Origin of the sequence: Streptomyces sp. NPDC085927 (genome assembly GCF_044540975.1) — a bacterium.
Classification (GTDB): Bacteria; Actinomycetota; Actinomycetes; order Streptomycetales; family Streptomycetaceae; genus Streptomyces; species Streptomyces hirsutus.
This window is the reverse complement of record NZ_JBITSN010000022.1, coordinates 16536-38028: the sequence shown is the minus strand read 5'-3', so window position 1 is coordinate 38028 and position 21493 is coordinate 16536. Positions and strand designations below refer to the sequence as shown.

21 protein-coding genes, 1 tRNA gene and 1 riboswitch are annotated in these 21493 nt (G+C 72.5%); of the genes, 7 read left to right on the top strand and 15 right to left on the bottom strand.

All coding sequences use genetic code 11. The features are described 5' to 3' along the window. The first annotated feature begins 15 nt into the window (after positions 1-15). Together ACIF80_RS34440 and ACIF80_RS34435 are read left to right on the top strand one after the other, a co-directional pair. A complete protein-coding gene (locus ACIF80_RS34440) occupies positions 16-600 on the top strand; it encodes a DUF309 domain-containing protein (protein ID WP_399812213.1) in 585 nt (194 codons plus the stop codon). Positions 601-822: 222 nt separating this feature from the next. Beyond that, entirely contained in the window at positions 823-2226 is a 1404-nt protein-coding gene (locus tag ACIF80_RS34435; protein ID WP_399812131.1) for a diacylglycerol/lipid kinase family protein, read from the top strand. Positions 2227-2346: 120 nt separating this feature from the next. On the opposite strand, the gene ACIF80_RS34430 is transcribed toward ACIF80_RS34435, so the two are convergent. Next, complete coding sequence (locus ACIF80_RS34430; protein ID WP_399812129.1) at positions 2347-3171, bottom strand: sulfite exporter TauE/SafE family protein; 825 nt, start codon at positions 3169-3171, stop codon at positions 2347-2349. 211 nt (positions 3172-3382) lie between these two features. On the opposite strand from ACIF80_RS34430, the gene ACIF80_RS34425 reads away from it, so the two are divergent. The 3 genes from ACIF80_RS34425 (at position 3383) to ACIF80_RS34415 (ending at position 5501) form a co-directional block, all read left to right on the top strand. Continuing rightward, the gene (locus ACIF80_RS34425; RefSeq protein WP_399812126.1) at positions 3383-3865 is read left to right on the top strand and encodes a Dps family protein; all 483 of its coding nucleotides are present in this window, start codon (positions 3383-3385) and stop codon (positions 3863-3865) included. Between the two features lie 174 nt (positions 3866-4039). Beyond that, the gene (locus ACIF80_RS34420) at positions 4040-4852 is read left to right on the top strand and encodes an SAM-dependent methyltransferase (protein WP_399812124.1); all 813 of its coding nucleotides are present in this window, start codon (positions 4040-4042) and stop codon (positions 4850-4852) included. A gap of 112 nt (positions 4853-4964) precedes the next feature. Further along, positions 4965-5501 (top strand): NUDIX hydrolase family protein, encoded by a 537-nt coding sequence (locus ACIF80_RS34415; RefSeq protein WP_399812122.1) that lies wholly within the window; start codon positions 4965-4967, stop codon positions 5499-5501. 84 nt (positions 5502-5585) lie between these two features. On the opposite strand, the gene ACIF80_RS34410 is transcribed toward ACIF80_RS34415, so the two are convergent. Next, entirely contained in the window at positions 5586-6239 is a 654-nt protein-coding gene (locus ACIF80_RS34410) for a GPP34 family phosphoprotein (RefSeq protein ID WP_399812118.1), read from the bottom strand. Between the two features lie 207 nt (positions 6240-6446). Next, positions 6447-6520 (bottom strand) — tRNA-Pro (locus tag ACIF80_RS34405). Positions 6521-6663: 143 nt separating this feature from the next. On the opposite strand from ACIF80_RS34405, the gene ACIF80_RS34400 reads away from it, so the two are divergent. Continuing rightward, positions 6664-7383 (top strand): transketolase, encoded by a 720-nt coding sequence (locus ACIF80_RS34400; RefSeq protein ID WP_399812116.1) that lies wholly within the window; start codon positions 6664-6666, stop codon positions 7381-7383. An 80-nt stretch (positions 7384-7463) separates the two neighbouring features. Further along, on the top strand, positions 7464-8414 hold the full coding sequence (locus tag ACIF80_RS34395; RefSeq protein ID WP_399812114.1) for a transketolase family protein: 951 nt from the start codon (positions 7464-7466) through the stop codon (positions 8412-8414). A gap of 15 nt (positions 8415-8429) precedes the next feature. On the opposite strand, the gene ACIF80_RS34390 is transcribed toward ACIF80_RS34395, so the two are convergent. From ACIF80_RS34390 to ACIF80_RS34335, 12 genes are all read right to left on the bottom strand, one after another. Then, positions 8430-8789 carry an MmcQ/YjbR family DNA-binding protein gene (locus ACIF80_RS34390; RefSeq protein ID WP_399812112.1) on the bottom strand — a complete coding sequence of 120 codons (360 nt, stop codon included), beginning with the start codon at positions 8787-8789 and terminating at the stop codon, positions 8430-8432. Positions 8790-8841: 52 nt separating this feature from the next. Further along, positions 8842-9747, bottom strand: coding sequence for a LysR family transcriptional regulator (locus tag ACIF80_RS34385; protein ID WP_055594402.1), 906 nt, complete (start codon positions 9745-9747; stop codon positions 8842-8844). 87 nt (positions 9748-9834) lie between these two features. Then, positions 9835-11034, bottom strand: a complete 1200-nt coding sequence (locus tag ACIF80_RS34380) for a glycine C-acetyltransferase (RefSeq protein WP_326756079.1) — start codon at positions 11032-11034, stop codon at positions 9835-9837. An 84-nt stretch (positions 11035-11118) separates the two neighbouring features. Further along, positions 11119-12147, bottom strand: coding sequence for an L-threonine 3-dehydrogenase (gene tdh / locus ACIF80_RS34375; RefSeq protein WP_399812211.1), 1029 nt, complete (start codon positions 12145-12147; stop codon positions 11119-11121). Between the two features lie 187 nt (positions 12148-12334). Continuing rightward, complete coding sequence (locus ACIF80_RS34370) at positions 12335-12910, bottom strand: GAF domain-containing protein (RefSeq protein WP_399812108.1); 576 nt, start codon at positions 12908-12910, stop codon at positions 12335-12337. A gap of 60 nt (positions 12911-12970) precedes the next feature. Continuing rightward, positions 12971-13588 carry a GTP-binding protein gene (locus tag ACIF80_RS34365; RefSeq protein WP_399812106.1) on the bottom strand — a complete coding sequence of 206 codons (618 nt, stop codon included), beginning with the start codon at positions 13586-13588 and terminating at the stop codon, positions 12971-12973. Then, positions 13566-13937, bottom strand: a complete 372-nt coding sequence (locus tag ACIF80_RS34360; protein ID WP_332433092.1) for a DUF742 domain-containing protein — start codon at positions 13935-13937, stop codon at positions 13566-13568. The genes ACIF80_RS34365 and ACIF80_RS34360 overlap by 23 nt, the downstream gene beginning before the upstream one ends. Before the next feature lie 2 nt (positions 13938-13939). Next, positions 13940-14374 (bottom strand): roadblock/LC7 domain-containing protein, encoded by a 435-nt coding sequence (locus tag ACIF80_RS34355; RefSeq protein WP_399812103.1) that lies wholly within the window; start codon positions 14372-14374, stop codon positions 13940-13942. 101 nt (positions 14375-14475) lie between these two features. Next, entirely contained in the window at positions 14476-16821 is a 2346-nt protein-coding gene (locus tag ACIF80_RS34350; RefSeq protein ID WP_399812100.1) for an ATP-binding protein, read from the bottom strand. Between the two features lie 714 nt (positions 16822-17535). Next, positions 17536-18762, bottom strand: a complete 1227-nt coding sequence (locus ACIF80_RS34345; RefSeq protein ID WP_399812097.1) for an MBL fold metallo-hydrolase — start codon at positions 18760-18762, stop codon at positions 17536-17538. A gap of 308 nt (positions 18763-19070) precedes the next feature. Then, a complete protein-coding gene (locus ACIF80_RS34340) occupies positions 19071-19856 on the bottom strand; it encodes an SGNH/GDSL hydrolase family protein (protein WP_399812208.1) in 786 nt (261 codons plus the stop codon). 305 nt (positions 19857-20161) lie between these two features. Then, positions 20162-21127: a peptidoglycan DD-metalloendopeptidase family protein gene (locus tag ACIF80_RS34335; RefSeq protein WP_399812094.1), complete on the bottom strand. Its 966-nt coding sequence runs from the start codon at positions 21125-21127 to the stop codon at positions 20162-20164. Between the two features lie 4 nt (positions 21128-21131). Next, positions 21132-21294: riboswitch (cyclic di-AMP (ydaO/yuaA leader) on the bottom strand. Positions 21295-21493: the final 199 nt, after the last annotated feature.

The window sequence follows — 21493 nt, the reverse complement described above, 5'->3', positions numbered from 1 at the left end:
CGGGGCATGGGCAGCATGGACAGCACCTCCTCGGACCAGGACAGCGATCCCGTCGGCGTCAGGGACGGCGTCCCCTCGGGCCGGGCGGGCGACCGGCGCGACCGGGACGGTGACGGGCGGGCGCGCAGCGCGCGGCCCCGGGACGGGCTGGGGCAGCCACTGCCCTACGGGGCGCGGGGGGTGCCCCGGCAGCCGGAGGGGGTGGTCCGGCCGCCGCTGGAGAGCGTCGCCGAGGCGCAACGCCTGCTGGACGAGGGGAAACCGTTCCACGCGCACGAGGTGTTCGAGGACGCCTGGAAGTCGGGGCCCGAGGAGGAGCGGGAGCTGTGGCGGGGGCTCGCCCAGCTCGCCGTCGGGCTCACGCACACGGCGCGCGGGAACACGACCGGCGGAGCCCGGCTGCTGCGGCGCGGGGCGGGCTCCGCCGAGGAATGGGCGGCGGACGCCGGGCGGCCGCGTCCGTACGGGATCGACCTCGGCGGTGTCGTCGCCTGGGCCCGGGACCTGGCGGCGGAGGTGGAGCGGGGCGACGGCGTTCCCGTGGACGCGGGGGCGCGGGCGCCGCGGCTGCGGGCGGGCGGCCGGGAGCAGGGCTCCTGAGCGGGGGCCCGGACGGCGGCTCCCGGCAACGGGGCCGGGGCGGTACGCGGACGCGGTGCGCCCGGTGTCAGCGGCGCGCGGCACGCCCAGGGCGTGCGATCAGGGCGGGTACGGGAACGGGGCAGTCCCTCGGATGCCGGACATGCGCCGTGCCCGGGCCCCGGAAGCCGACGTCCCCATGGTCCCGTACGGCCTACGATGACGCCGGCGACTGGAGGAGTCATGGCCGTGGACTTGAGCAGGCGGGCCTACCGGGCCCAGCGGTGGGCCGCGCGGGTGGCCCTGGTCGCCGCCGCGCTCGCGGTGGTGTTCCCGCTCCTCTACGGGGGCCTGCAGGGCCTGGTGCTGTTGCTCTGCGGTGCGGTGGGGCTCGCCCTCGGCGCAGCCGCGCTGTGGTGGACGCTCACGCTGCGGGGGCCGTTGCGCTGGGTGGCCGCGCTGGTGGCCGTGTGTGTGCCCGCGGCCGTCATCGCCCTGTACGCGGTCGTCCTGTTCTGGGCTCTCCCGGTGTCGCTGGCGCTGTGGGCCCTGGCCGTGTGGAGCGGGCGGTTCGCGCTGCGTGGGACGGGGAGCGAGCAGTCGGGGCAGCGGCAGCGGGAGCGGCGGATGCCGCTGCCCCGGCGGGCGGTGCTCATCATGAATCCGCGGTCGGGCGGCGGCAAAGTGGGCCGCTACCGCCTGCGGGAGAAGGCGGAACGGCTGGGTGCGCGGGTCGTCCTGCTCGATCCGGAGAAGGAGAACGACGTGACGGCGATGGCCCGGGAGGCCGTCGCGGGCGGTGCGGATCTGCTGGGCGCCGCGGGCGGTGACGGCACGCAGGCGCTGGTCGCGGCCGTGGCCGCCGAGCACGACATCCCGTTCCTGGTCATCAGCGCCGGGACCCGCAACCACTTCGCCCTGGACCTGGGCCTGGACCGCGGCGATCCGGCGGCCTGCCTGAACGCCCTCAGCGACGGGGTGGAGTTGCGCGTCGATCTGGGTTTCGCCGGTGATCAGCCCTTCGTGAACAACGCGTCCTTCGGCGCGTACGCGTCGATCGTGCAGAGTCCGGCGTACCGGAACGACAAGATCGGCACCAGCCTGGAGATGCTGCCCGACCTGCTCACCGGGCAGCAGGGAGCCCGGCTGGTCGCCCATGTCGGGGACACGTCGCTCGACAATCCGCAGGCCGTACTGGTCAGCAACAACCCCTACCGCACCGACGATCCCTTCGGCCTCGGCCGACGGGAACGGCTGGACACAGGTGTGCTCGGGGTCCTCGGCGTCAAGGTCGAGAGCGCGATCGACGCCGCCGCGTTGCTGCTGGACCCCTCGCGGGGCCGGCTCACCAATCTGACCGCATCCGAGGTCCTCATCGAGGGCGACCGTGCGGAGATCGAGGCCGGGGTCGACGGGGAGGCCCTGCTGCTGTCCGCGCCCGTCCACTGCCGTATCGCGCCCGGCGCGCTCCGCGTCCGCGTCCCGCGCAAACGGCCCGGCGTGGCCCAGCCGCCTCCGCGCCTGAACTGGCGGCGGCTGCGCAAGCTGGCGGCGACGGTCGGCCGTACGGCGGCTCCGAGCCGGTTCCGGCACCATCCGGAGATCCCTGACGTCCCGGAAGGACAGGGACCCTTCCTCGGTCGGTAGACCCGGCGCGCACCGCAACGGCTCCCGGCACCCGGCACCCGGCACCCGGCACCCGGCACCCGGCACCCGGCACCCGGCACCCGGCACCCGGCACCCGGCTCCCGGCACCCGGCTCCCGGCTCAGCGCACCAGCAGTTGTACGCCGCCCACCACCGTCGCCGCGATCACCAGCTGTTCGAACAGCCGCTGGTTGATCCGGCTCACGGCCCATTTCCCGAGCAGCGCGCCGGGCACGACGAACAGTACGAGTGCCGCGTCGAGCAGCAGTGATTGCGCGTCGATCAGTCCGAGACCCACGCTGAACGGCACCTTGGACGTGTTGACGATCAGGAAGAAGAACGCCGATGTCCCCAGAAAGCTCAGCTTCCGGAAGCCGGCGGAGAGCAGGTACAGGGACATCACCGGCCCGCCCGCGTTGGCGACCATGGTGGTGAAGCCGCCGAGGACGCCGTACGAGCGGGCCTTGATCCGGCCGGCTCGGGAGGTGACCTCCTCGGGCCCGTTCCGTCCGCTCCGTCCGCCGGGTTCTCCCTCCGCGTCGACGGCGGTCTGCGCGGCCCGGTCCGCCGCTCGCCGCCGCCACACCGTCACCGCGGCCATCAGCAGCAGGATCGCCCCGATCGACGTTCTCACGGCCTCGTCGTCCGCCCACATCAGGAAGAGGGTGCCGACGACGACACCGGCCGCGACCGCCGGGAACAGCCGCCACAGGGTGGGCCAGTGGGCGTGCCGCCGGTAGGTGAGGACGGCGAGCACGTCCCCGGCGATCAGGATGGGCAGCAGTACGCCGGTGGAGGCGCGGGCGGGCAGCATCGCCGCGAAGATGGCGAGGCTGACCGTGTTGGCCCCGCTGACGGCGGTCTTGGAGAAGCCCACGAGCAGGGCGGCGAAGGCGAGGGCGGCGAATTCCCAGGCGGTGAGGTGCCAGAGCGTCATCATGTCCATTGCGGGGACTGATGGTATGTCCACCTAACGACCGCCGTAAGCACCGTCTCGCCTGTCGGCTCCTCGCACCTCGTACGGCGTTTCCTGCCGCCGCCCGCGCACACCGCGCCCGGCCGGGCCCGCACGGGGCGGGTCCGGGTTTGCGCCGGAGGAACGAGGGCACCCGCGCGTTCGCGGAACAGCCCGAGGATTCGAGAAGGAGCGATACCCCATGACCGTTGTACGGAGCACCCTGCCCGACGAGGCCCGCCGAGTCGCCGGCAAGGCACTCCAGGAGACCCTGGTGGATCTCCTCGGTCTCTCACTGATCGGCAAGCAGGCCCACTGGAACGTCGTGGGTCCCAGGTTCCGCTCGGTCCACCTCCAGCTGGACGAAGTGGTCTCGGCCGCCCGCACCCAGGCCGACACGGTCGCGGAGCGGGCCGCGACGCTCGGCGTGCCGCCGGACGGCCGCCCGGAGACCATCGCCAAGGTCTTCGCCCTGCCCGTCCCCGAGGAGGGCCTGCTGCGCGACGCGGACGTCGTGCGGCTGATGGCGGAGGCGCTGGGAGCCGCGATCGTACGGCTGCGCGAGCGCGTCGACGCCACCGAGAAGGCGGACCCGGTCACCCAGGACCTGCTGATCTCCGTCACCGCCGATCTGGAGAAGCAGCGCTGGATGTTCCAGGCGGAGAGCACCCCCGCCGAGGCGTGACGAAGCCCGCCGGCGAACCCCCGGCGCCTTCCGTCCGCCGTTGGCGTTCCCCCTCCCCTCCCGCCCCGCGTCCGCTCCCCCGTTCCGGGGACAAAGTGATCACTACGCAGGCACAATGGCCGCGACGGCCGGATCCGGCCGCAGGGAAGGGCAGGGAGAGGGAGGGGAAGAGACGTGGGTGAGAGCCACACCCCGCCGCGCGGCTCGGCACGACCGGACACCTCGGTGGCGCACAACGCACGCGTGTGGAACCACTGGATCGGCGGCAAGGACAACTACGAGGTCGACCGGCGGGTCGGCGACCGGGTCGCCTCGATCATCCCCGTCATCCGGGACATCGCCCGCGCGGACCGGGAGTTCCTGGGGCGGGCCGTCACGTACCTGGCCGGTGAGCGGGGTGTGCGGCAGTTCCTCGACGTCGGCACCGGACTGCCCACCGCGGACAACACCCACGAGATCGCCCAGCGGATCGCGCCCGACTCCCGGACCGTCTACGTCGACAACGATCCGACCGTGCTGCTGCACGCCCGGACCCTGCTCGCCGGCACCGGGGCCGGCGCCACCGACTACGTCGACGCCGATGTGCACGACCCGGACGCCCTGCTCGAACGGGCCGCCGGAACCCTCGACTTCGGCCGCCCGGTCGCGGTGATGATGCTGGGCATCCTCAACTTCGTCCTCGACACCGAGAAGGCGCGCGGAACCGTCCGCCGGATCATGGACAGGGTCCCCTCCGGCAGCTTCCTCGTCCTCACCCACCCCACCTACGACGCCGAGGTCGGCGGCGAGAACCAGATCCCCGCGATGGAGTTCTGGAACGAGAACGCCACTCCCCCGATCACGGCTCGCAGCGCCGAGGACATCGCCGCGTTCCTCGAAGGGCTGAACCCGGTCGAGCCCGGCCTGGTGTCCTGCTCGCAGTGGCGCGCCCGGCCCGGCTCCGCCCCGGTCGTACCGCAGTACGGCGCGGTGGCCGTGAAGCCCTGACGCATCCCGGATCCCCGTCGCCGCCGGGTCCGGCCGAACCCGTAGTGGAGGACGACACCACCGCGGAGCGGCCGTCCTCGTCAGCCCGAACCGTCGAAAGTATGATCAAGCAATGTCTGACACGACCGAAACCACGCCGGGATGGCTGTCCTCCGACGAACTGGAGATGACACGTGCCCGCATGCCGATCCTGTACGTCGAGTCCGTCCCCGTACGTGTCGACGACAGCGGCGAAGTCACCAGCGTAGGCCTGCTGCTGCGCATCGGACCGGACGGCACGGTCAGCCGGACGCTGGTCTCCGGCCGGGTGCTGCACCACGAGCGCATCCGGGACGCGCTGCTGCGCCACCTGGAGAAGGACCTCGGCCCGGTGGCGCTGCCCCATGTCCCGGCCTCGCTCCAGCCGTTCACGGTCGCCGAGTACTTCCCCACGCACGGGGTCACGCCGTACCACGACCCGCGTCAGCACGCGGTGTCCCTCGCCTACATCGTGCCGGTGACGGGTGACTGCCGGCCCCGGCAGGACGCCCTCGACCTGGTGTGGTTCAGCCCGCGGGAGGCGCTGTCGGAGGCGGTGCAGAGCGAGATGCCGGGCGGGCACGGCGTACTGCTGAGGCAGGCCCTGGCGCACGCGGGCTGCCTGAGCTGACGCGGCGCGGGGATCGCGCCTCCGTCGTACGGCGAAGGTCACGTCCCGCGCCGTTCACCGGCCCCGTTTTCCTTCACGGACGGGTCAGACGGCACGCCAGATGTTGTCGAAGGCCGCCGTCTCGACGGCCCGCCGCTGCCGCACACCGGCCAGTTCGACGACGGCTTCGTTGACCGCGGCCAGCACGGTCACGATCCGGTCGTCGCCGAGATCCGTGAGATCGTCGCGGCCCTCGGAACCCTCGCCCGGGTCGCCGTCGCCCGGATCGCCGTCGTACCGGGTGCCGACGCCCGCGGCGGTGGCGAGGGCGGTGAGCACGGGTTCGTGCGCCGCCCAGCGGTCGTTCGCGTGGCGGCGCGCCGACGAGTCGGCCAGCGCCGACGGGTCGATGCTCAGCGACGGCTTCCGGGCGCGCCACCGGGCGGCAGCCGCACCCGTGGTCTCCAGCTCCGCGAGATACGCGGCCACCAGGTCGCGGCCGCGGCGCCACAGCCAGTCCTCGACCGGCTCGTGGGGTTCCTGCCGGACCAGCGAGGACGCGGCCCGTCGCAGCAGGAGGTCGTCGGTGGCCGGCTCCACTGCGGGCACCACCCGGTCCCCGTCGAGGTCGGCGGCCCCGGCGTCGATGAGGTCGATCAGCTCCGCTCCCGCGAGCGCCAGCGACAGATCGCCCTGCTCGACGGACGTACCGGAACGTGTGTCGATGACGACGACGAGCAGATCCCGCGCTGTGGTCATGAGCGGCTCCACATCAGAAGGGGCGGCGGCGAACGAGCGGCCACCGGTCCCGGCGGCTCCCACCGTTGCCTACGGAAACCACGGAGACCGGCTCCTCATTCCCGGGAAGCCCGCTTCCGGCCTGCGGTGAAGCCGGCTTCCGGGGAACGGTCGAGGGGCGGTTTCGGATTGCTCCGAAACCGCCCCTCGATCTGCGACTTCGTTAAGTCGGGACGACAGGATTTGAACCTGCGACCCCTTGACCCCCAGTCAAGTGCGCTACCAAGCTGCGCCACGTCCCGTTGCCCGTCTGACCTGGTGATTCCCCGGCGTCGACGTGCACGGAAACAATACCGCACCCAGGGCGGTGATCGCGCATCCCTTTGTCCGGGGCACCGGGGGCGGCACTTGACCTCAAGTTCGGTTGAGGTCGCACGATCGCCGTATGACGATCACCGAGGAACACACCCGCGGGACGACGGCTGCGTACGGCCGTGCGGATCTGCCCGCGCTGATGGGCAGGATGACCGGCGACGAGAAGCACGGGCCGGCGGCGACCTCCACCCTGGACGTGCTGTGGGTGCTCTACGACCGTGTCCTGCGCGTCTCGCCGGAGCGGATGGACGACCGGGACCGGGACAGGTTCCTGCTGTCGAAGGGGCACGGGCCGATGGCGTACTACGCCGTGCTGGCCGCCAAGGGCTTCCTGCCGGTGGAGTGGCTGACCGGGTTCGGCTCGTACGACTCACCGCTCGGCCATCACCCCGACCGGACGCTGGTGCCGGGCGTCGAGATCGGCAGCGGATCGCTGGGGCACGGGCTGCCGATCGCGGTCGGAACGGCGCTGGGACTGCGCGCGCAGGGACTCGACGGGCCCGCCGTGTGGGCGCTGATCGGGGACGCCGAACTGGACGAGGGCAGCAACCACGAGGCGATCGCGTTCGCCGGTCCGGCCGGGCTGGCACGGCTGCACACCGTCGTCGTGGACAACTCCTCCGCCAGTCACGCCCGGCCCGGTGGGATCGCCGCGCGCTTCGAGGCGGCCGGCTGGTCCGCGCTCACGGTCGACGGCCGTGACCACGAGGCGCTGCACGCGGCGTTCACCGCGCCGCATCCGGGGCGGCCGCACGTGGTGGTGGCCCGGGTCGAGCCGAAGTCCGCGTGACCTTCCCCTTTCCTGCTCCTTCTTCCGGCTCGTTCTTCCGGATTCTCCTTCCGGCTCCTCCCTCTGAAAGGACCCCTCCCGTGGAAACCATGCGTGACCGGTTCGCTCCCGTCGTCACCCGGTTGCTGGACGAGGACCCCCGGGTCGCCGTCGTCCTCGCCGAGATCGGCACGGACGCCTTCACCGAGGCCGCCCGCCGGCATCCGGACCGGGTCGTCAACGTCGGCATCCGGGAACAGCTCCTGGTGGGAGCCGCCGCCGGGATGGCGCTCACCGGCCTGCGGCCCGTCGTGCACACGTTCGCCAGCTTCCTCGTCGAGCGGCCGTTCGAGCAGGTCAAGCTGGACCTCGGCCATCAGGACGCGGGCGCGGTGCTGGTGAGCGCCGCCGCCTCCTTCGACTGGCCGGCCGGCGGCTACACGCACATGGCGCCGGGCGACGTGGCGCTGCTGGACACCCTGGACGGCTGGACCGTGCACGTGCCGGGGCATCCGGACGAGGCCGAGACCCTGGTGCGGCACGCGGTGGCCGCCGGGGACGACAAGGTGTACGTGCGGCTGTCCCTGCAGGCCAACGCGCACCCGCTGCCGGTGGACGGCGAGCGGTTCCGCACCGTCCGCGAGGGCCGTGCGGGTGTGGTGGTCGCCGTCGGTCCCGTGCTGGACGCGGTGCTCGCGGCCACGGAGGGGCTCGACGTGACCGTCCTGTACGCCACCACGGTCCGGCCCTTCGACGCGGCCGCCCTGCGCCGGGCCACCGAGGCCTCCGGGACGGATGTCGTCCTGGCCGAACCGTATCTGGCGGGTACGTCGGTGGCGGCGGCGAACGACGCGTTGTCCGACGTGCCGCACCGGGTGCTGGGACTGGGTGTGGGCCGGCGGGAGCTGCGACGGTACGGGCAGCTCGAGGAGCATGTCGCCGCGCACGGGCTCGACGCCCGCTCGCTGCGGGAGCGCGTCGGAGCGTTCACGGCGGCCGGAATCTCCCTCCGGCCGCCGCCCCCCGCCCCGGATCGTGCCGTGGCCCACTGACAACGCCCCGGGGGTTCAGTCCCCGGGCGGCCGGCCGAGCCGGGGATGCGCTTCGAGCAGCTGGGTCGGGGCCGCCTGGCGCCAGGAGTCGGCGAGGATGTCGTGCAGTTCGTCCTCGTCCTCCAGGGCGGCGAGGCGGACCCGGACCCAGGCGAACTGCGCCTCGTGGTCCGCGATCCAGAACTTCTCCGGCTCGGCGAGGGCCAGTTCGTCGCGCTCCTCCTTGGGGCAGCGCACGGCGATGGACGTCTCGTCCTCGGGCAGGGTGACGAACATCTTTCCCGCCACCCGGAACGTGGGCATGCTCCAGGCCACCTTCTCCGTCGTGTCCGGCAGGGACAGCGTGATCCGTCGTACGTCTTCGGCATCCGGCATGGCAGGCAACGTAGCGGCTGCCACTGACAATCACCTGGCGGCGGTGCGGGCCCTACGCCTCCCCGGCGGCCTCGCCGAGTGCGTCCAGGACCGGGCGGATCAGCGGGTGTTCCTCGGCCCCCCGGCGTACGGCGGCGAAGACACGGCGGGTCGGCGCGACACCGTCGACCGGGCGGACGACCACGCCGGTCAGGTCCATGCCGCGCAGCGCCGAACGGGGGACCAGTGCGACACCCACGTCCGCCGAGGCCAGGGCCACCACCGCGCGGAAGTCGTCCGAGGAATGCTCGAGCAGGGGCTGGAATCCGGCGTTCTCACAGGCCAGGACGACGACGTCATGGCAGGGGTTGCCGGGGTACGGGCCGATCCACGGGTCCTTGGCCAGCTCGGCGAGTGGTACCTCCGCGGTGTCGGCCAGCCGGTGGGTGACGGGGACGACCGCGTCGAAGGGCTCCGCGTACAGCGGTACGTGGGACAGCCGGGGATCGTCGGCGGGCGGCGCCCCGCGGTACTCGACGGCCACGGCGACGTCGACCTGCCGGTCCAGCAGCATCGGCAGGCTGGCGTCGCCCTCGGCGTCCTGGACGCGGATGCGGATACCGGGTGCCGTCGCGGCGAGGCGGACCACCGCGGGGACGACGACCTGGGCGATCCCGGTCGCGAAGGAGGCGACGGTGACGGTGCCGGCCGCGCCCGCACCGTACGCGGCGAGTTCGGCCGCGGCCCGCTCCAGCTGGGCGAGGACCACGTTGGTGTGGCCGAGCAGGATCTCGCCGGCCGGGGTCAGCCGTACGCCCTTGGCACCGCGCTCCACCAGCCGGTGGCCGGTCTCCTGCTCCAGTGCGGCGAGCTGCTGGGACACCGCCGACGGGGTCAGGTACAGCGCGGCGGCCGCCGCCGTGACCGTGCGGTGGTCGGCCACCGCGCGGAGGATGTGGAGCCGCCGTGCCTCGATCATGGAATCGATTCTCTCAAACGCCGCCGCGCGCCCCGCCCGGGCGGCCCACGGGGGCAGGGCGCGCGGGCAGGGCGCGTCAGGCCTCGCTCAGGCGTCGAGCTCCGCCCGTGCCGCCACGAAGGCGTCCACCGCGCGGTTCACGTCCTCGGTGGAGTGCGCGGCGGACAGCTGGACGCGGATCCGGGCCTGTCCCTCGGGCACCACGGGGTAGGAGAAGCCGATCACGTACACACCGCGCTCCAGCAGCAGCTCCGCGAGGCGTCCGGCGCGGGACGCGTCGCCGATCATCACCGGGGCGATGGGGTGGTCGCCGGGGAGGATGTCGAAGCCCTCCTCGGTCATCCGGCGGCGGAACAGGGCGGTGTTCTCGCCCAGCCGGACCCGCAGGTCGTCGGCGGACTCCAGCAGGTCGAGGACCTTCAGCGAGGCCGCGGCGATCACCGGGGCGAGCGTGTTCGAGAACAGGTACGGCCGGGAGCGCTGGCGCAGCAGGGCGACGATCTCCGCGCGGGCGGCGACGTAACCGCCGGAGGCACCGCCGAGCGCCTTGCCGAGGGTGCCGGTGAGGATGTCGACACGGTCCATGACCCCGTGCAGTTCGGGCGTGCCGCGTCCGCCGGTTCCGACGAAGCCCACGGCGTGCGAGTCGTCGACCATGACCATGGCGCCGTGGCGGTCGGCGAGGTCGCAGATCTCGGCCAGCGGTGCGACATGGCCGTCCATGGAGAAGACGCCGTCGGTGACGATCAGCTTGCGCCGCGCCCCGCCCTCGGCGGCCTCCTTCAACTGGCGTTCCAGGTCGGCCATGTCGCGGTTGGCGTAGCGGAAGCGGCGGGCCTTGGACAGCCGGATGCCGTCGATGATCGACGCGTGGTTCAGCGCGTCGGAGATCACCGCGTCCTGCGCGCCGAGCAGCGTCTCGAACACGCCGCCGTTGGCGTCGAAGCAGGACGAGTAGAGGATCGTGTCCTCCTGGCCGAGGAACGCCGACAGCCGCGCCTCCAGCTCCTTGTGCACCTCCTGCGTGCCGCAGATGAAGCGCACCGAGGCCATGCCGTAGCCCCAGCGGTCGAGGGCCTCGTGGGCGGCGGCGAGCACCTCGGGGTGGTCGGCGAGGCCGAGGTAGTTGTTGGCGCAGAAGTTGAGGACCTCACCGGGCCGGCCGCCCGCGGTGACGTTCACGGTGGCGGACTGCGGGGTGCCGATCACGCGCTCGGGCTTGTGCAGTCCGGCGGCGCGGATCTCGTCGAGGGTGGTGCGGAGGTCGTCGCGCACGGAGTCGAACATGGAGAGGCTCCTGAAGGTGCTCGCGGAAGGGGAGGAAGGGCCGGGGAGGTGGCAGCGAGGGTGCCGGGAAGGGCGCCGAGGGGGCTACGCCGTCCAGTCGAGGATGATCTTCCCGCTGCGGCCGCTCGCCGCGTCCTCGAAGGCCGCCTCGAAGTCGCGGTGGGAGTACCGGCCGGTGATCACGGGGGCGAGGTCCAGGCCGCCCTCGAGGAGCACCGACATGGCGTACCAGGTCTCGAACATCTCACGGCCGTAGATGCCCTTGAGGGTGATCATCGAGGTGACGATCCGGGACCAGTCGACCGGGAACTCCTCGGCCGGCAGGCCGAGCATCGCGATCCGGCCGCCGTGGGTCATGTTGGCGATCATGTCGCGCAGTGCCTCGGGGCGGCCCGACATCTCGAGGCCGATGTCGAAGCCCTCGCGCAGGCCGAGGATGTGCTGCCCGTCGGCGATCGCCGAGTCCCGCACGTTCAGCGCCAGGCTCACCCCGATCTTGCGGGCGAGCTCCAGGCGCTCCTCGCTGACGTCGGTGATCATGACGTGGCGGGCGCCGGCGTGCCGGGCCACCGCGGCGGCCATCAGGCCGATCGGTCCGGCACCGGTGATCAGGACGTCCTCGCCGACGAGCGGGAAGGACAGGGCGGTGTGCACGGCGTTGCCGAACGGGTCGAAGATCGCGGCGACGTCGAGGTCGACGGGGACGCGGTGCACCCAGACGTTGGCCGCGGGCAGGGTGACGTACTCGGCGAACGCGCCGTCGCGGCCGACGCCGAGACCGACGGTGGCGCGGCACAGGTGCCGGCGTCCGGCCTGGCAGTTGCGGCACTTGCCGCACACCAGGTGGCCCTCGCCGCTGACCCGGTCACCGGTCTTGATCTCGTCGACGTCCCGTCCGGTCTCCACGACCTCGCCGACGAACTCGTGCCCGAGGATCAGCGGGGTGCTGATCGTCTGCCGGGCCCAGCCGTCCCAGGCGCGGATGTGCAGGTCGGTGCCGCAGATGCCGGTGCGCAGCACCTTGATCAGCACCTCGCCGGGGCCGACGGCCGGCTCCGGGACGTCCGCGAGCCACAGCCCGGGTTCGGCCTTGTCCTTGACGAGCGCCTTCAACGCCACGGCTCCTCGGGGTGAGTCCCGGCTCCGGGCATGCCGGAGCAGCCCTGGCCGGGAACGGGGTGGGATCGCACTGCAATCTGCCGTACGACACCCTCACCGGTCCATCGAGGATTTCTTAAGCGCGGCCACAGCTTTCCTTCACGCCTCACCCCATCGGCGGCAGCACACCGCGTCCGCGGATTCAGAACGGCAGTCCGTCGCTCTCCCCGCGTTCGATCCGTACGACGAGATCCGCGGCCTGTTCCTTGATGGCCACGAGCCCTTCCTGCCCCCAGGCCCGCGGCCGGGTGTCGGAGACGGACACGGTGCCCAGCACCATGCCGGTGCTGTCGATGAGCGGGGCACCCAGGTAGGAGCGCACCCCGAACTCGTCCACGACCGGGTTGCCCGCGAACCGGGGGTAGTCGCTCACGTCCCCCAGGACCAGCGCCTTGCGGCGGACCACCACATGGGGGCAGAAGCCGTGGTCGCGGGGCAGCGACCGGCCCAGCAGTGCGCCGGTGCCGTCGCCGCGGACGACGGGCGCGACCGCCGGTGTGTGCAGACCGGCGAAGAACTGCCCTTCCTGCCCCAGGAAGTTGACCATGGCGTACGCCGCCCCCGTGAACTCGGAGAGGCCGTACGCGAAGGCGTCGAGTGCGGGCTCGGGGCGTTCGCCCAGTCCCAGCCGGCGCAGCCGCTCGGTGCGGGCCGGGGCCTCCTTGTCCTCGGGGGTGAGCAACAGACGACCGGCCGGACGTGGCGGGTCGTAGCTCATGGGCGGGCTCCCTGGATGTGGGCACATGTCATATACGGGCTCCGTGTCGGTGTGTGGGGATCACATGTGGGCGCCGTACCCCGTCGCGGTGGCCGGGGCGTGGGCGATGAGGTGGCGGACCAGGGTCAGCAGGGTCTGTACGCCCGAGCTGGAGATCCGGGCGTCGCAGCACACGACGGGGATCTCGTCCGGCAGGTCCAGAGCGGCGCGTACCTCCTGGGGGTCGTAGCGGAAGGCGCCGTCGAACTCGTTGACGGCGATGATGAAGCCGAGACCGCGTTGCTCGAAGAAGTCGACGGCGGCGAAGCACTCCTCCAGGCGCCGCGTGTCGGCGATGATGACCGCGCCGAGGGCGCCTTCGCAGAGTTCGTCCCACATGAACCAGAACCGTTCCTGGCCCGGTGTGCCGAACAGGTAGAGCACGTGTTGCCGGTCCAGGGTGATGCGGCCGAAGTCCATCGCCACGGTCGTCTCGACCTTGTTCTCGATGCCGTCGAGCCGGTCGGTGGCGGCGCTGACCGTGGTGAGCAGTTCCTCCGTGCTGAGCGGCGCGATCTCGCTGACCGCGCCGACGAAGGTGGTCTTGCCCACGCCGAACCCGCCCGCCACGAGGATCTTGAGCGCGGTGGGGAACACGTCGGCGCCGGCGCCGTGGTCAGAGCTGTCGTCGTAGTCCATCAAGCACTGCCTCCAGAAGGGCCCGGTCCGTCGGGTTGTGGTCGAACACGGGGGGCTTGGTGGTGAGACCTCCGCTGTCGACGAGATCCGCCAGCAGCACCTTGGTGACGGCCAGCGGCAGCTTGAGGTGGGCGGCCACCTCGGCGACCGGCAGGGGCGCGCGGCACAGTTCGAGTGCCTGCGCGTGCTCGGGGCCGAGGTAGCCGAAGGGGGTGGCCCCGGTGGCCATCACCTGTGACATCAGGTCGAGTTCGACGGTGGGGCGGGTGCGGCCGTCGTTGACGGTGAAGGGGCGCACCAGCCGGCCGGCCGCGTCGTCCAGCCAAGGGCCGTCACCGGCCGCCGCCACGTTCAAGGCTTCATCGCCGGCGGTTCGACGGCGGGCTGCCGGGGGGCGGTCACCAGGTACGGCCGGACGCTCTTGACCAGCATGGCCATCTCGTAACCGAGCACCGCCGCGTCGGCCTCGCGGCCGGCCAGCACCGCGAGGCAGGTGCCGGAACCGGCGGTGGAGACGAACAGCAGCATCGAGTCGAGCTCGACGACGACCTGGCGTACGTCGCCGCCCGCGCCGAAGCGGACGCCGGCGCTGCGGCCGAGGGAGTAGAGGCCGGAGGCCAGGGCCGCCATGTGGTCGGCGCTGTCCGGGTCGAGGCCGTGCACGGACTTCACCAGTCCGTCGCAGGAGAGCAGCACGGCGCTGGAGGTGTGCGGCACCCGTTGCACGAGGCCGCTCATCAGCCAGTCGAGATCGGAAACGTGGGTGGTCGGCGCATCGCTCGCCATGGTGGATCGACTCCTTGGGGTACGAAGGTCTGCGGGAGCGCTGGGGGCGGGGGCGGGCGGGGAGGCGGGGGCCCGGTAGGGGGTGGAGGGTGCGGGCGTGCTCATCCGGCGGGTGCGCTCCCGTCGTGCCGTGCGGTGGGGTGGTCGGTGCGGGGCGCGGGCACACCGTCGTGGCCGCCGCGCGCCTCCCGGGACGCCGTCCGCGTGGGACGCGCGTCGGCGGTGTGGGACTCCACGGTGTGGGACTCCGTCGCGTGAGCCTTGATCGTGTGGTGCGGGTCCATGAGGTGGGCGTCCGCATAGGGGGTGTCCACGGGGTGGGCATCCGTGGGGTGAGTGTCCGTGGGACGGACGGGAGGACTGAAGCGGTCGTCCATGGGGGACGACGGCAGCATGGACACGGATGCCATGTGGCCCCCCACCAGGTAGTCGCCCACCAGGTGGTCGCCCGCCCTGTGTCCGTCGGCCGTGTCACCACGGTCCGTGTCGACATGCCTTGTCCCGACACGGCCCATGTCCTCGTGCCTCGTGTCGTCGGGGGGCGGGTCGTTACGGTCCAGGTCGTCGCTGCCCAGGTGGCCCGTGTCCATGTGCTGCTGGGTTTCGGCGAGGCTGACGCCCCGCCGGAAGGCCGCCATCAGGTGGGGGTCGTGCCCGACGACGTGCTCGGTGTCCTGACGCGGCGTGGGACCGTCGCGGAGCTGGGGCACCAAGTGCTCCTGGGCGCGGCGGCGGGGCAGTCGGGGTCTGCCCATGGTGCCGCGCACGGTGGGGTTGCGCGGGGTGAGGGGTGCGGCCCCGGTCCCGCTCTCCTCGAGGGTCTGCCGGTCGTCCGGGGTGACGCCGGGCACGGCCTCGGCCGGATTGGGCCGCACCGCGCGGGCGCCACGCAGCGGCAGGGGCGGCGCCACGCCGCCGGGACCCGTCGGGGCTGCCGGGGCGCCGGCCCGGTCGGGGCGCCGTGCCGCCGGTACGCCGGGGGGCGACACCGGGGGGAGGGACGTCCCGCTCCCGGGCTCCGGCGGCGAGCCGGAGCCGGTCTGCTGCGCGAGGCCCGTCCCCGCATCGGGTCCCGTCCGCAGATCGGGTCGGGTCTGCGGGCCGGGGCCGGCGTACGGGTCGGTGCCTGCCCGCGGCTCTTGCGGCCATGCTCCGTTCCCGTACCCCGGGCCCGGCCCCGCGTCGCCCTCGGCCGGCCGGCTCTCGCCCGCGCCCGGCCCCGAGGACCAGGGCTCGGCACCGAGCAGTGCCTGCGGCACCACGAGCACGGCCTGGACTCCGCCGTAGATGTTGTTCTGGAGCCGGACCTGGATGCCGTGCCGCCGCGCGAGCTGCGAGACCACGTACAGGCCGATGCGCCCGTCGGCCAGGAGGCTGGCGACATTGACCTGGTCCGGGTCGGCGAGCAGGGCGTTCATCCGTTCCTGCTCGTCCACGGGCATGCCGAGCCCGCGGTCCTCGACCTCGACGGCGAGCCCGGAGGTGACGAGTCCGGCGCGCAGCAGCACCTGGGTGTGCGGCGCGGAGTACAGCGTGGCGTTCTCGACGAGTTCGGCGAGCAGGTGGATGACGTCGGCGACGGCGTGCCCGCGCAGGGTGCCGTCGATCGGCGGCACCAGCTTGACCCGTGAGTACTGCTCGACCTCGGCGATGGCCGAGCGCAGCACCTCGGTCATGGAGACCGGGTTGCTCCACTGCCGCCGGGAGACGGCCCCGCCGAGCACGGCGAGGTTCTCGGCGTGACGGCGGATGCGGGTGGCGAGATGGTCGACGTGGAAGAGGCCCTTGAGCAGGTCGGGGTCCTCGATCTCGTTCTCCATCTCGTCGAGGATGGAGATCTCGCGGTGCACCAGGGACTGCAGACGCCGGGCCAGGTTGACGAACACTTCGAGCTTCTGCTCGCTGCCCGCCTGGCTGGAGAGCTGGGACGCCTGGACGACGGCGGTGACGGCGCTGTCGTGGGCCCGGGACAGGTCGGCGGCGAGCCGGTCGAAGTCGTCGGCGTCCATGGGCGTCCCGCCCGGCTGCGTGCGCGGTGGCGGGCCGTCGCCACGGCGCAGGGCGTCCACGAGGGCGCGCAGGTCGGCCTCGCGCCGGGCCGTGCTCCGGCGCAGGCTCTCGACGCGGTCGTGCACGGACCGGGCCGCGCGGTCGGCGGCCACGGCGGCGATGACGATGCCGGCGAGGGTCACCGACACCGCGCCACCGAGCACACCCCACAGGGTCGCGCCCGGCCGTACGCCGGTGGAGCGGGCGAGGAACAGCACGGCGGCGCTGGCGCTGAGGGCGACCGCCACGGGCGGCAGGACGGCGAGTCGCAGCAACTGGGACCGTATCTGCGCCTCGGGGTGCGTGGGGGCGGGCCGGGCGGGCGGGCGTCCGTGCCGTCCGCCCTCCCGCCGGTCGGTGCGGGAGGGCGGACCGGCGGGAGCGCGGAGATCGGGCATGGGTGTCCTCGAACTGGTCCGTCGGTCCTGGGTGCCGGGGGAACGCGTGGGGCCGCGGCCGCCGGGCGCGCGGGACCGGTTCCGTGTTCCGCGCGGCTCGTCGCCGCGCGCGGCGGGCGGACGCCCGTTGCCGGCACCGGTGCGTGCCCCGGCCGGCGGCCCGCCCGGGGCAGCCGCGGCTGCCTGCGGCCCGCCGGCCGGGCCCGAGCGGCGGGGTGTGCCACCCCGTCCTCTCCCTCGTCCGCCTTCTGCCTGCACGTACCGGTCCCCGCTCCCTGATCCGATCTGATGGGTGCGACCCCGTGGCGCGATGCGCCGGGCGACGGGTGTCGTCGTGGTGTCGCCGTACCGGTCGGGGGCGCGTCGGAAGGCCGAGGGCGTCGGCCATGCGTCGCCCGACCGACACTCACCGTAGTCACCACCGCATCACGTGCGGTGGTCAGTTGACAAACTCACACGGACAGCGTCCCGCTCTGGTATGAGGCTTCGTACGACAGACCGATAAACCCGTCACCCAGTCGTCAAAGAACAGTCATCACTCGATCCGACCTGGTCAGAGATGGTCACCGGGAAACACCGAGGGCCGGGGAGCTCCAAGCTCCCCGGCCCTCGGTCTTCCGCTCGGCCGCCCTACCGGAGGGCCCCTCGGAAGACCTCCCCGCCCTGCGTGCCCTTCGCGGACATATCACTCACCGTAGCGATCAAGGCCAAGGCTCATTCCTCCCCCACCAGGTCCAGGTCCTCGCGGGAGGAGTCCGTGACGGGGTCGGGCAGGGGCCACTTGCGGCTCGGGACGTGTCCCACACCCCGCCACCACGGTTCGGCCGGCAGCTCCCCGGCGGGCTCGAACGGCAGGCCCGGAACGGGGAAGGCGGCGGGCTGCCCGACCGCGTCGGCCGCGGCCATCGTCCACTCGCCGGGTTCCGCCCACGGGTGCGGCGCCAGGTTGAAGGTGCCCCAGTGGATCGGCAGGAAGACCCCGCCCGGCCGTCCCTGCTGGAGGTCGAGGTGGGCCTGGAGACCCTCCGCGGGGTTCATGTGGATCTCCGGCCAGGAACCGGGCCCGGGAATCGGGTCCGAGTGCCCCTTGGGCCAGAAGTCCGAGTACGCGCCGATCTGGATCATCGTCGCGTCGAAGGGGCCGTGGGTGGCGCCGATGTCCTTGAAGCCGTCGAAGTAGCCGGTGTCGCCGCTGTGGTAGACGCGGTGCTCCTCGCCCGCGACGGCCCATGAGGCCCACAGGGTGTGCTGGGTGTTGCGCAGGCCCCGGCCGCAGAAGTGGCGGGCCGGGGTGGCGGTGAGGGTGAGTCCGCCGATCCCGGTCGCCTCGTGCCAGTCCAGTTCGCGCAGCCGGTCGGCGGGCACGCCCCAGTGCTCGAGATGGGCGCCCACACCGAGCGGTACGGCGAACAGCGTGTCCGTGCCGGCGAGCGCCTTGATGGTGGGCAGGTCCAGGTGGTCGTAGTGGTCGTGCGAGATCACGACGACGTCGACCGGACCGAGCGCGGCCAGCGGCAGGGGCACCGGGTGCAGCCGCTTCGGCCCGGCGAAGGGGAACGGGGAGCAGCGCTCACCCCACACGGGGTCGAACAGCACCCTCCGCCCGTCGATCTCCGCGAGCACACTGGAGTGGCCCATCCAGGTCAGGCGCAGTCCGGAGGCAGGCGGGCGGGCCAGGTCGGCGAGGGTGGTGGCATGCACCGGCAGGGCGCCGTGCGGGGCACGGTGGGAGCGGGTGTCCTTGTCGAAGTAGGTCTTCGCCAGGTCCCGGGAGGAGCCCGGGGGCCGGAGCCGGGTGGGGCCTTCGGGGTTCTGGAACACGCCGTCCCGGTAGTGCGGGGACCTGCGGATACGCGCCATGCGCTCACCGGTGGGCTCCGCGCCGAAGGCCGCGGGCCGTAGCGCACGGAGCCCGGAGCTCTGGGAACGGGTACCGGCCACATTGCCTCCAGGTGGAGTCGGTCAGACATTCCATTATGTGCGGCCGGTCCGGCGCCGGTACGCCTCACTGGCCGGAAAGCGTCCCGGAGCCGTGCACGTGCTCCCTCACTTCTCGGCGAAGGAACAGCCGGCGGTCACCGCCTTCGCCCACGCGGGCGGGCTCCGCTGTCCGGATCCCGCCGGCCCGGGAGCGGGAGCCGGAGCGGGAGGAACTGTCCGGGCGGGCCCGCCGAACCGGGAACGCGGACGCCCCCGGCGCGGGCCGCGCCCGCACCCGCTCCCCCCGCCTCGCGCCCTCCCGCCCCTCGTCATGCCACCGAGGCGATGCGCTCCTTGATGTCGTGCGGGGACAGCGCGCCCTTCGCCGTCACGTGGTCCCCCGACGACTCTCCCCGCAGCCTGCGCCCTATCCACGGCACCAGGTACTCGCGCGCCCATTGGACATTGTCCCGCCGGACGTCGAGGCTGCCGCGGGGCGGCAGCGGGGGCCAGGTCTGCTCCGGGTCGGCCGGGACGTCCAGGCCGAGGGTCTGTCCCGCGCGGAGCGCCACGCGCGTGTGCCCCTCGGGCGACAGGTGCAGCCGGTCGGTGTCCCAGGCCCTGCGGTCCTGGATGCTCCTGAGGGACCAGAGGTCGAGCACCGGGCAGCCGTACCGGTCGGCGACGGCCCGCACATGCCCGTTGTAGGTGGCGATCTTGCCGCGCAGATGCCTGAGCACGGGCACGCCACGGGTGTCGAACCCGGTCGTCACCAGAACCGTGCCGGAGACCGCCGCGAGCGCGGCGATCGCCCGCTCGAAACGCTCGGCCACCTCGTCCGGGTCGCTGCCGGGGCGCAGGATGTCGTTGCCGCCCGCACAGAAAGAGACCAGTGCGGGGGCCAGTTCGACGGCCCGCGGAAGCTGGTCGGACACGACCTGGTCGAGCAGTTTTCCGCGCACCGCGAGATTCGCGTACCGGAAGTCGCCTTCGGGACGCCGGTCGGCGAGAAGTACCGCGAATCGGTCGGCCCAGCCGACGAATGCCCCGTTGGGGCCGGGGTCGCCGACGCCCTCGGTGAAGCTGTCCCCCACCGCCACGTACGACCCGATCACTGCCTTGCTGTCATTCTTCGAATCGTCTGCCACAACCGGACATGATTCACCTTCGAATGTGACCTACGCGACCGTAGGAAGGCATTGACGGACGGTGAGATAAGCCACTCGTAAAGCGCCGGCACATTTGGAATAGCCCTCCGGGCGGGGACGTTGACCGGCGGGCAACGTGACGCACGGAACACTCCCGGTACTCCCCGTACTCCCTTTCTGTGGGCACACCCGGCACACCGGACGCACCGAAGGCCGGACCCGGGGATCGGGGTCCGGCCTTCGGCGGCGTGTCAGGCGGGTTGCCTCGGGGGTCAGCCGATGGAGACGCCCTTGCCGCGGAGGTAGGAGACCGGGTCCAGGTCCGAGCCGTAGTTCGGCGTGGTGCGGATCTCGAAGTGCAGGTGCGGACCGGTCGAGTTGCCGGTGGAGCCCGAGAGGCCGACCTGCTGGCCGCCGCTCACGGTCTGGCCGGCCGAGACGGACAGCGAGGAGAGGTGGGCGTACTGGGCGTAGTGGCCGTCGTCCAGCTTGATGACGACCTGGTTGCCGTACGAGCCGGCCCAGCCGGCGGAGACGACGGTGCCCGCGCCCACGGCCTTCAGGGAGGTGCCGGTCGGAACGGCGAAGTCGACACCGGTGTGGTAGCCGCTGGACCACATGCTGCCGGCCACCTTGTAGGCGGTGCCGAGGCCGCCGCCGGGCACCGGCGAGCTGTAACCGGAGGTGGCCGCGGCCTGGTTCGCGGTGGCCGAGCCGGAGGAGGACTTCGGCGCGGACCGCTCGGAGGCCTCGCCGGCCGTCGACGGCTTCGCCTTGGAGGACGGAGCCGACGGAGCGGCCGAAGAGGGCGCCTCGGAAGAAGAGGACTTCTTCGGCGCACCGGTCGCGGCGGCCTTGCCGTCGACCGAGAGCTTCAGACCGGGGTGGATGAGCGACGGGTCGCCGCCCACGGCCTCGCGGTTGTCGGAGTAGAGCTGCTTCCAGCCACCGTCGACGTTCTCGGACTCGGCGATCTTCGCCAGGTAGTCGCCGCCCTTCACGATGTACGTGCGGGTCTCGCCGTTCTTGTCGCCGTCGGCCTTCACGCCGTCAGACGTCTTGCCGGCGACGGCATACGACTGGACGGCCTTTTCCGGGGCGGCCTGCGGAGTGGCGGCGTTCGCTCCGGTGGCACCGAGAAGCGGCAGGGCGAGTGCGGCGCCACCGGTTCCGGCGACGGCGATGGAGCGGGTGAAACGCAAAGCGCTGGGACGACGGTGCTTACCCTTTGCGGGCATGACGAATTCCTCTCCGGCGCCTACGAGGTGAGCTGTCGGGTGCGGACTGGAGATGCCCGGCCGCGTCGAAAACGCGGCTTAACCCCAAGCCGTTCCGGAGACCGGAACAGGCAGTCGTACCTGTGGGTCCCCCGCTCCTGCCATATACGGGTCAGAGGGTGAAGGCTCCGGACAGCGGCAGGATTAGGCGTCCGTCCGGATCGATGGCGAACGTAGGCGACCGAGACGCAAAGGGACAAGCGCGATCTTCCGAGCGAAGGCGTGTTTTCGTGATCCATTGACCTGAAAACCGTCACCCAGAGTCGCCCCGGATTTTCGACACCCCGCGAATCTCCTTGCTGAATACCGGAATTACGTGAGCATGGC

Coding starts and splice junctions, on each gene's coding strand:
- ACIF80_RS34440 (WP_399812213.1), top strand. CDS start 16: ATGGACAGCACCTCCTCGGACCAGGACAGCGATCCCGTCGGCGTCAGG.
- ACIF80_RS34435 (WP_399812131.1), top strand. CDS start 823: ATGGCCGTGGACTTGAGCAGGCGGGCCTACCGGGCCCAGCGGTGGGCC.
- ACIF80_RS34430 (WP_399812129.1), bottom strand. CDS start 3,171: ATGGACATGATGACGCTCTGGCACCTCACCGCCTGGGAATTCGCCGCC.
- ACIF80_RS34425 (WP_399812126.1), top strand. CDS start 3,383: ATGACCGTTGTACGGAGCACCCTGCCCGACGAGGCCCGCCGAGTCGCC.
- ACIF80_RS34415 (WP_399812122.1), top strand. CDS start 4,965: ATGTCTGACACGACCGAAACCACGCCGGGATGGCTGTCCTCCGACGAA.
- ACIF80_RS34410 (WP_399812118.1), bottom strand. CDS start 6,239: ATGACCACAGCGCGGGATCTGCTCGTCGTCGTCATCGACACACGTTCC.
- ACIF80_RS34400 (WP_399812116.1), top strand. CDS start 6,664: ATGACGATCACCGAGGAACACACCCGCGGGACGACGGCTGCGTACGGC.
- ACIF80_RS34390 (WP_399812112.1), bottom strand. CDS start 8,789: ATGCCGGATGCCGAAGACGTACGACGGATCACGCTGTCCCTGCCGGAC.
- ACIF80_RS34385 (WP_055594402.1), bottom strand. CDS start 9,747: ATGATCGAGGCACGGCGGCTCCACATCCTCCGCGCGGTGGCCGACCAC.
- ACIF80_RS34380 (WP_326756079.1), bottom strand. CDS start 11,034: ATGTTCGACTCCGTGCGCGACGACCTCCGCACCACCCTCGACGAGATC.
- ACIF80_RS34370 (WP_399812108.1), bottom strand. CDS start 12,910: ATGAGCTACGACCCGCCACGTCCGGCCGGTCGTCTGTTGCTCACCCCC.
- ACIF80_RS34365 (WP_399812106.1), bottom strand. CDS start 13,588: ATGGACTACGACGACAGCTCTGACCACGGCGCCGGCGCCGACGTGTTC.
- ACIF80_RS34355 (WP_399812103.1), bottom strand. CDS start 14,374: ATGGCGAGCGATGCGCCGACCACCCACGTTTCCGATCTCGACTGGCTG.
- ACIF80_RS34350 (WP_399812100.1), bottom strand. CDS start 16,821: ATGCCCGATCTCCGCGCTCCCGCCGGTCCGCCCTCCCGCACCGACCGG.
- ACIF80_RS34335 (WP_399812094.1), bottom strand. CDS start 21,127: ATGCCCGCAAAGGGTAAGCACCGTCGTCCCAGCGCTTTGCGTTTCACC.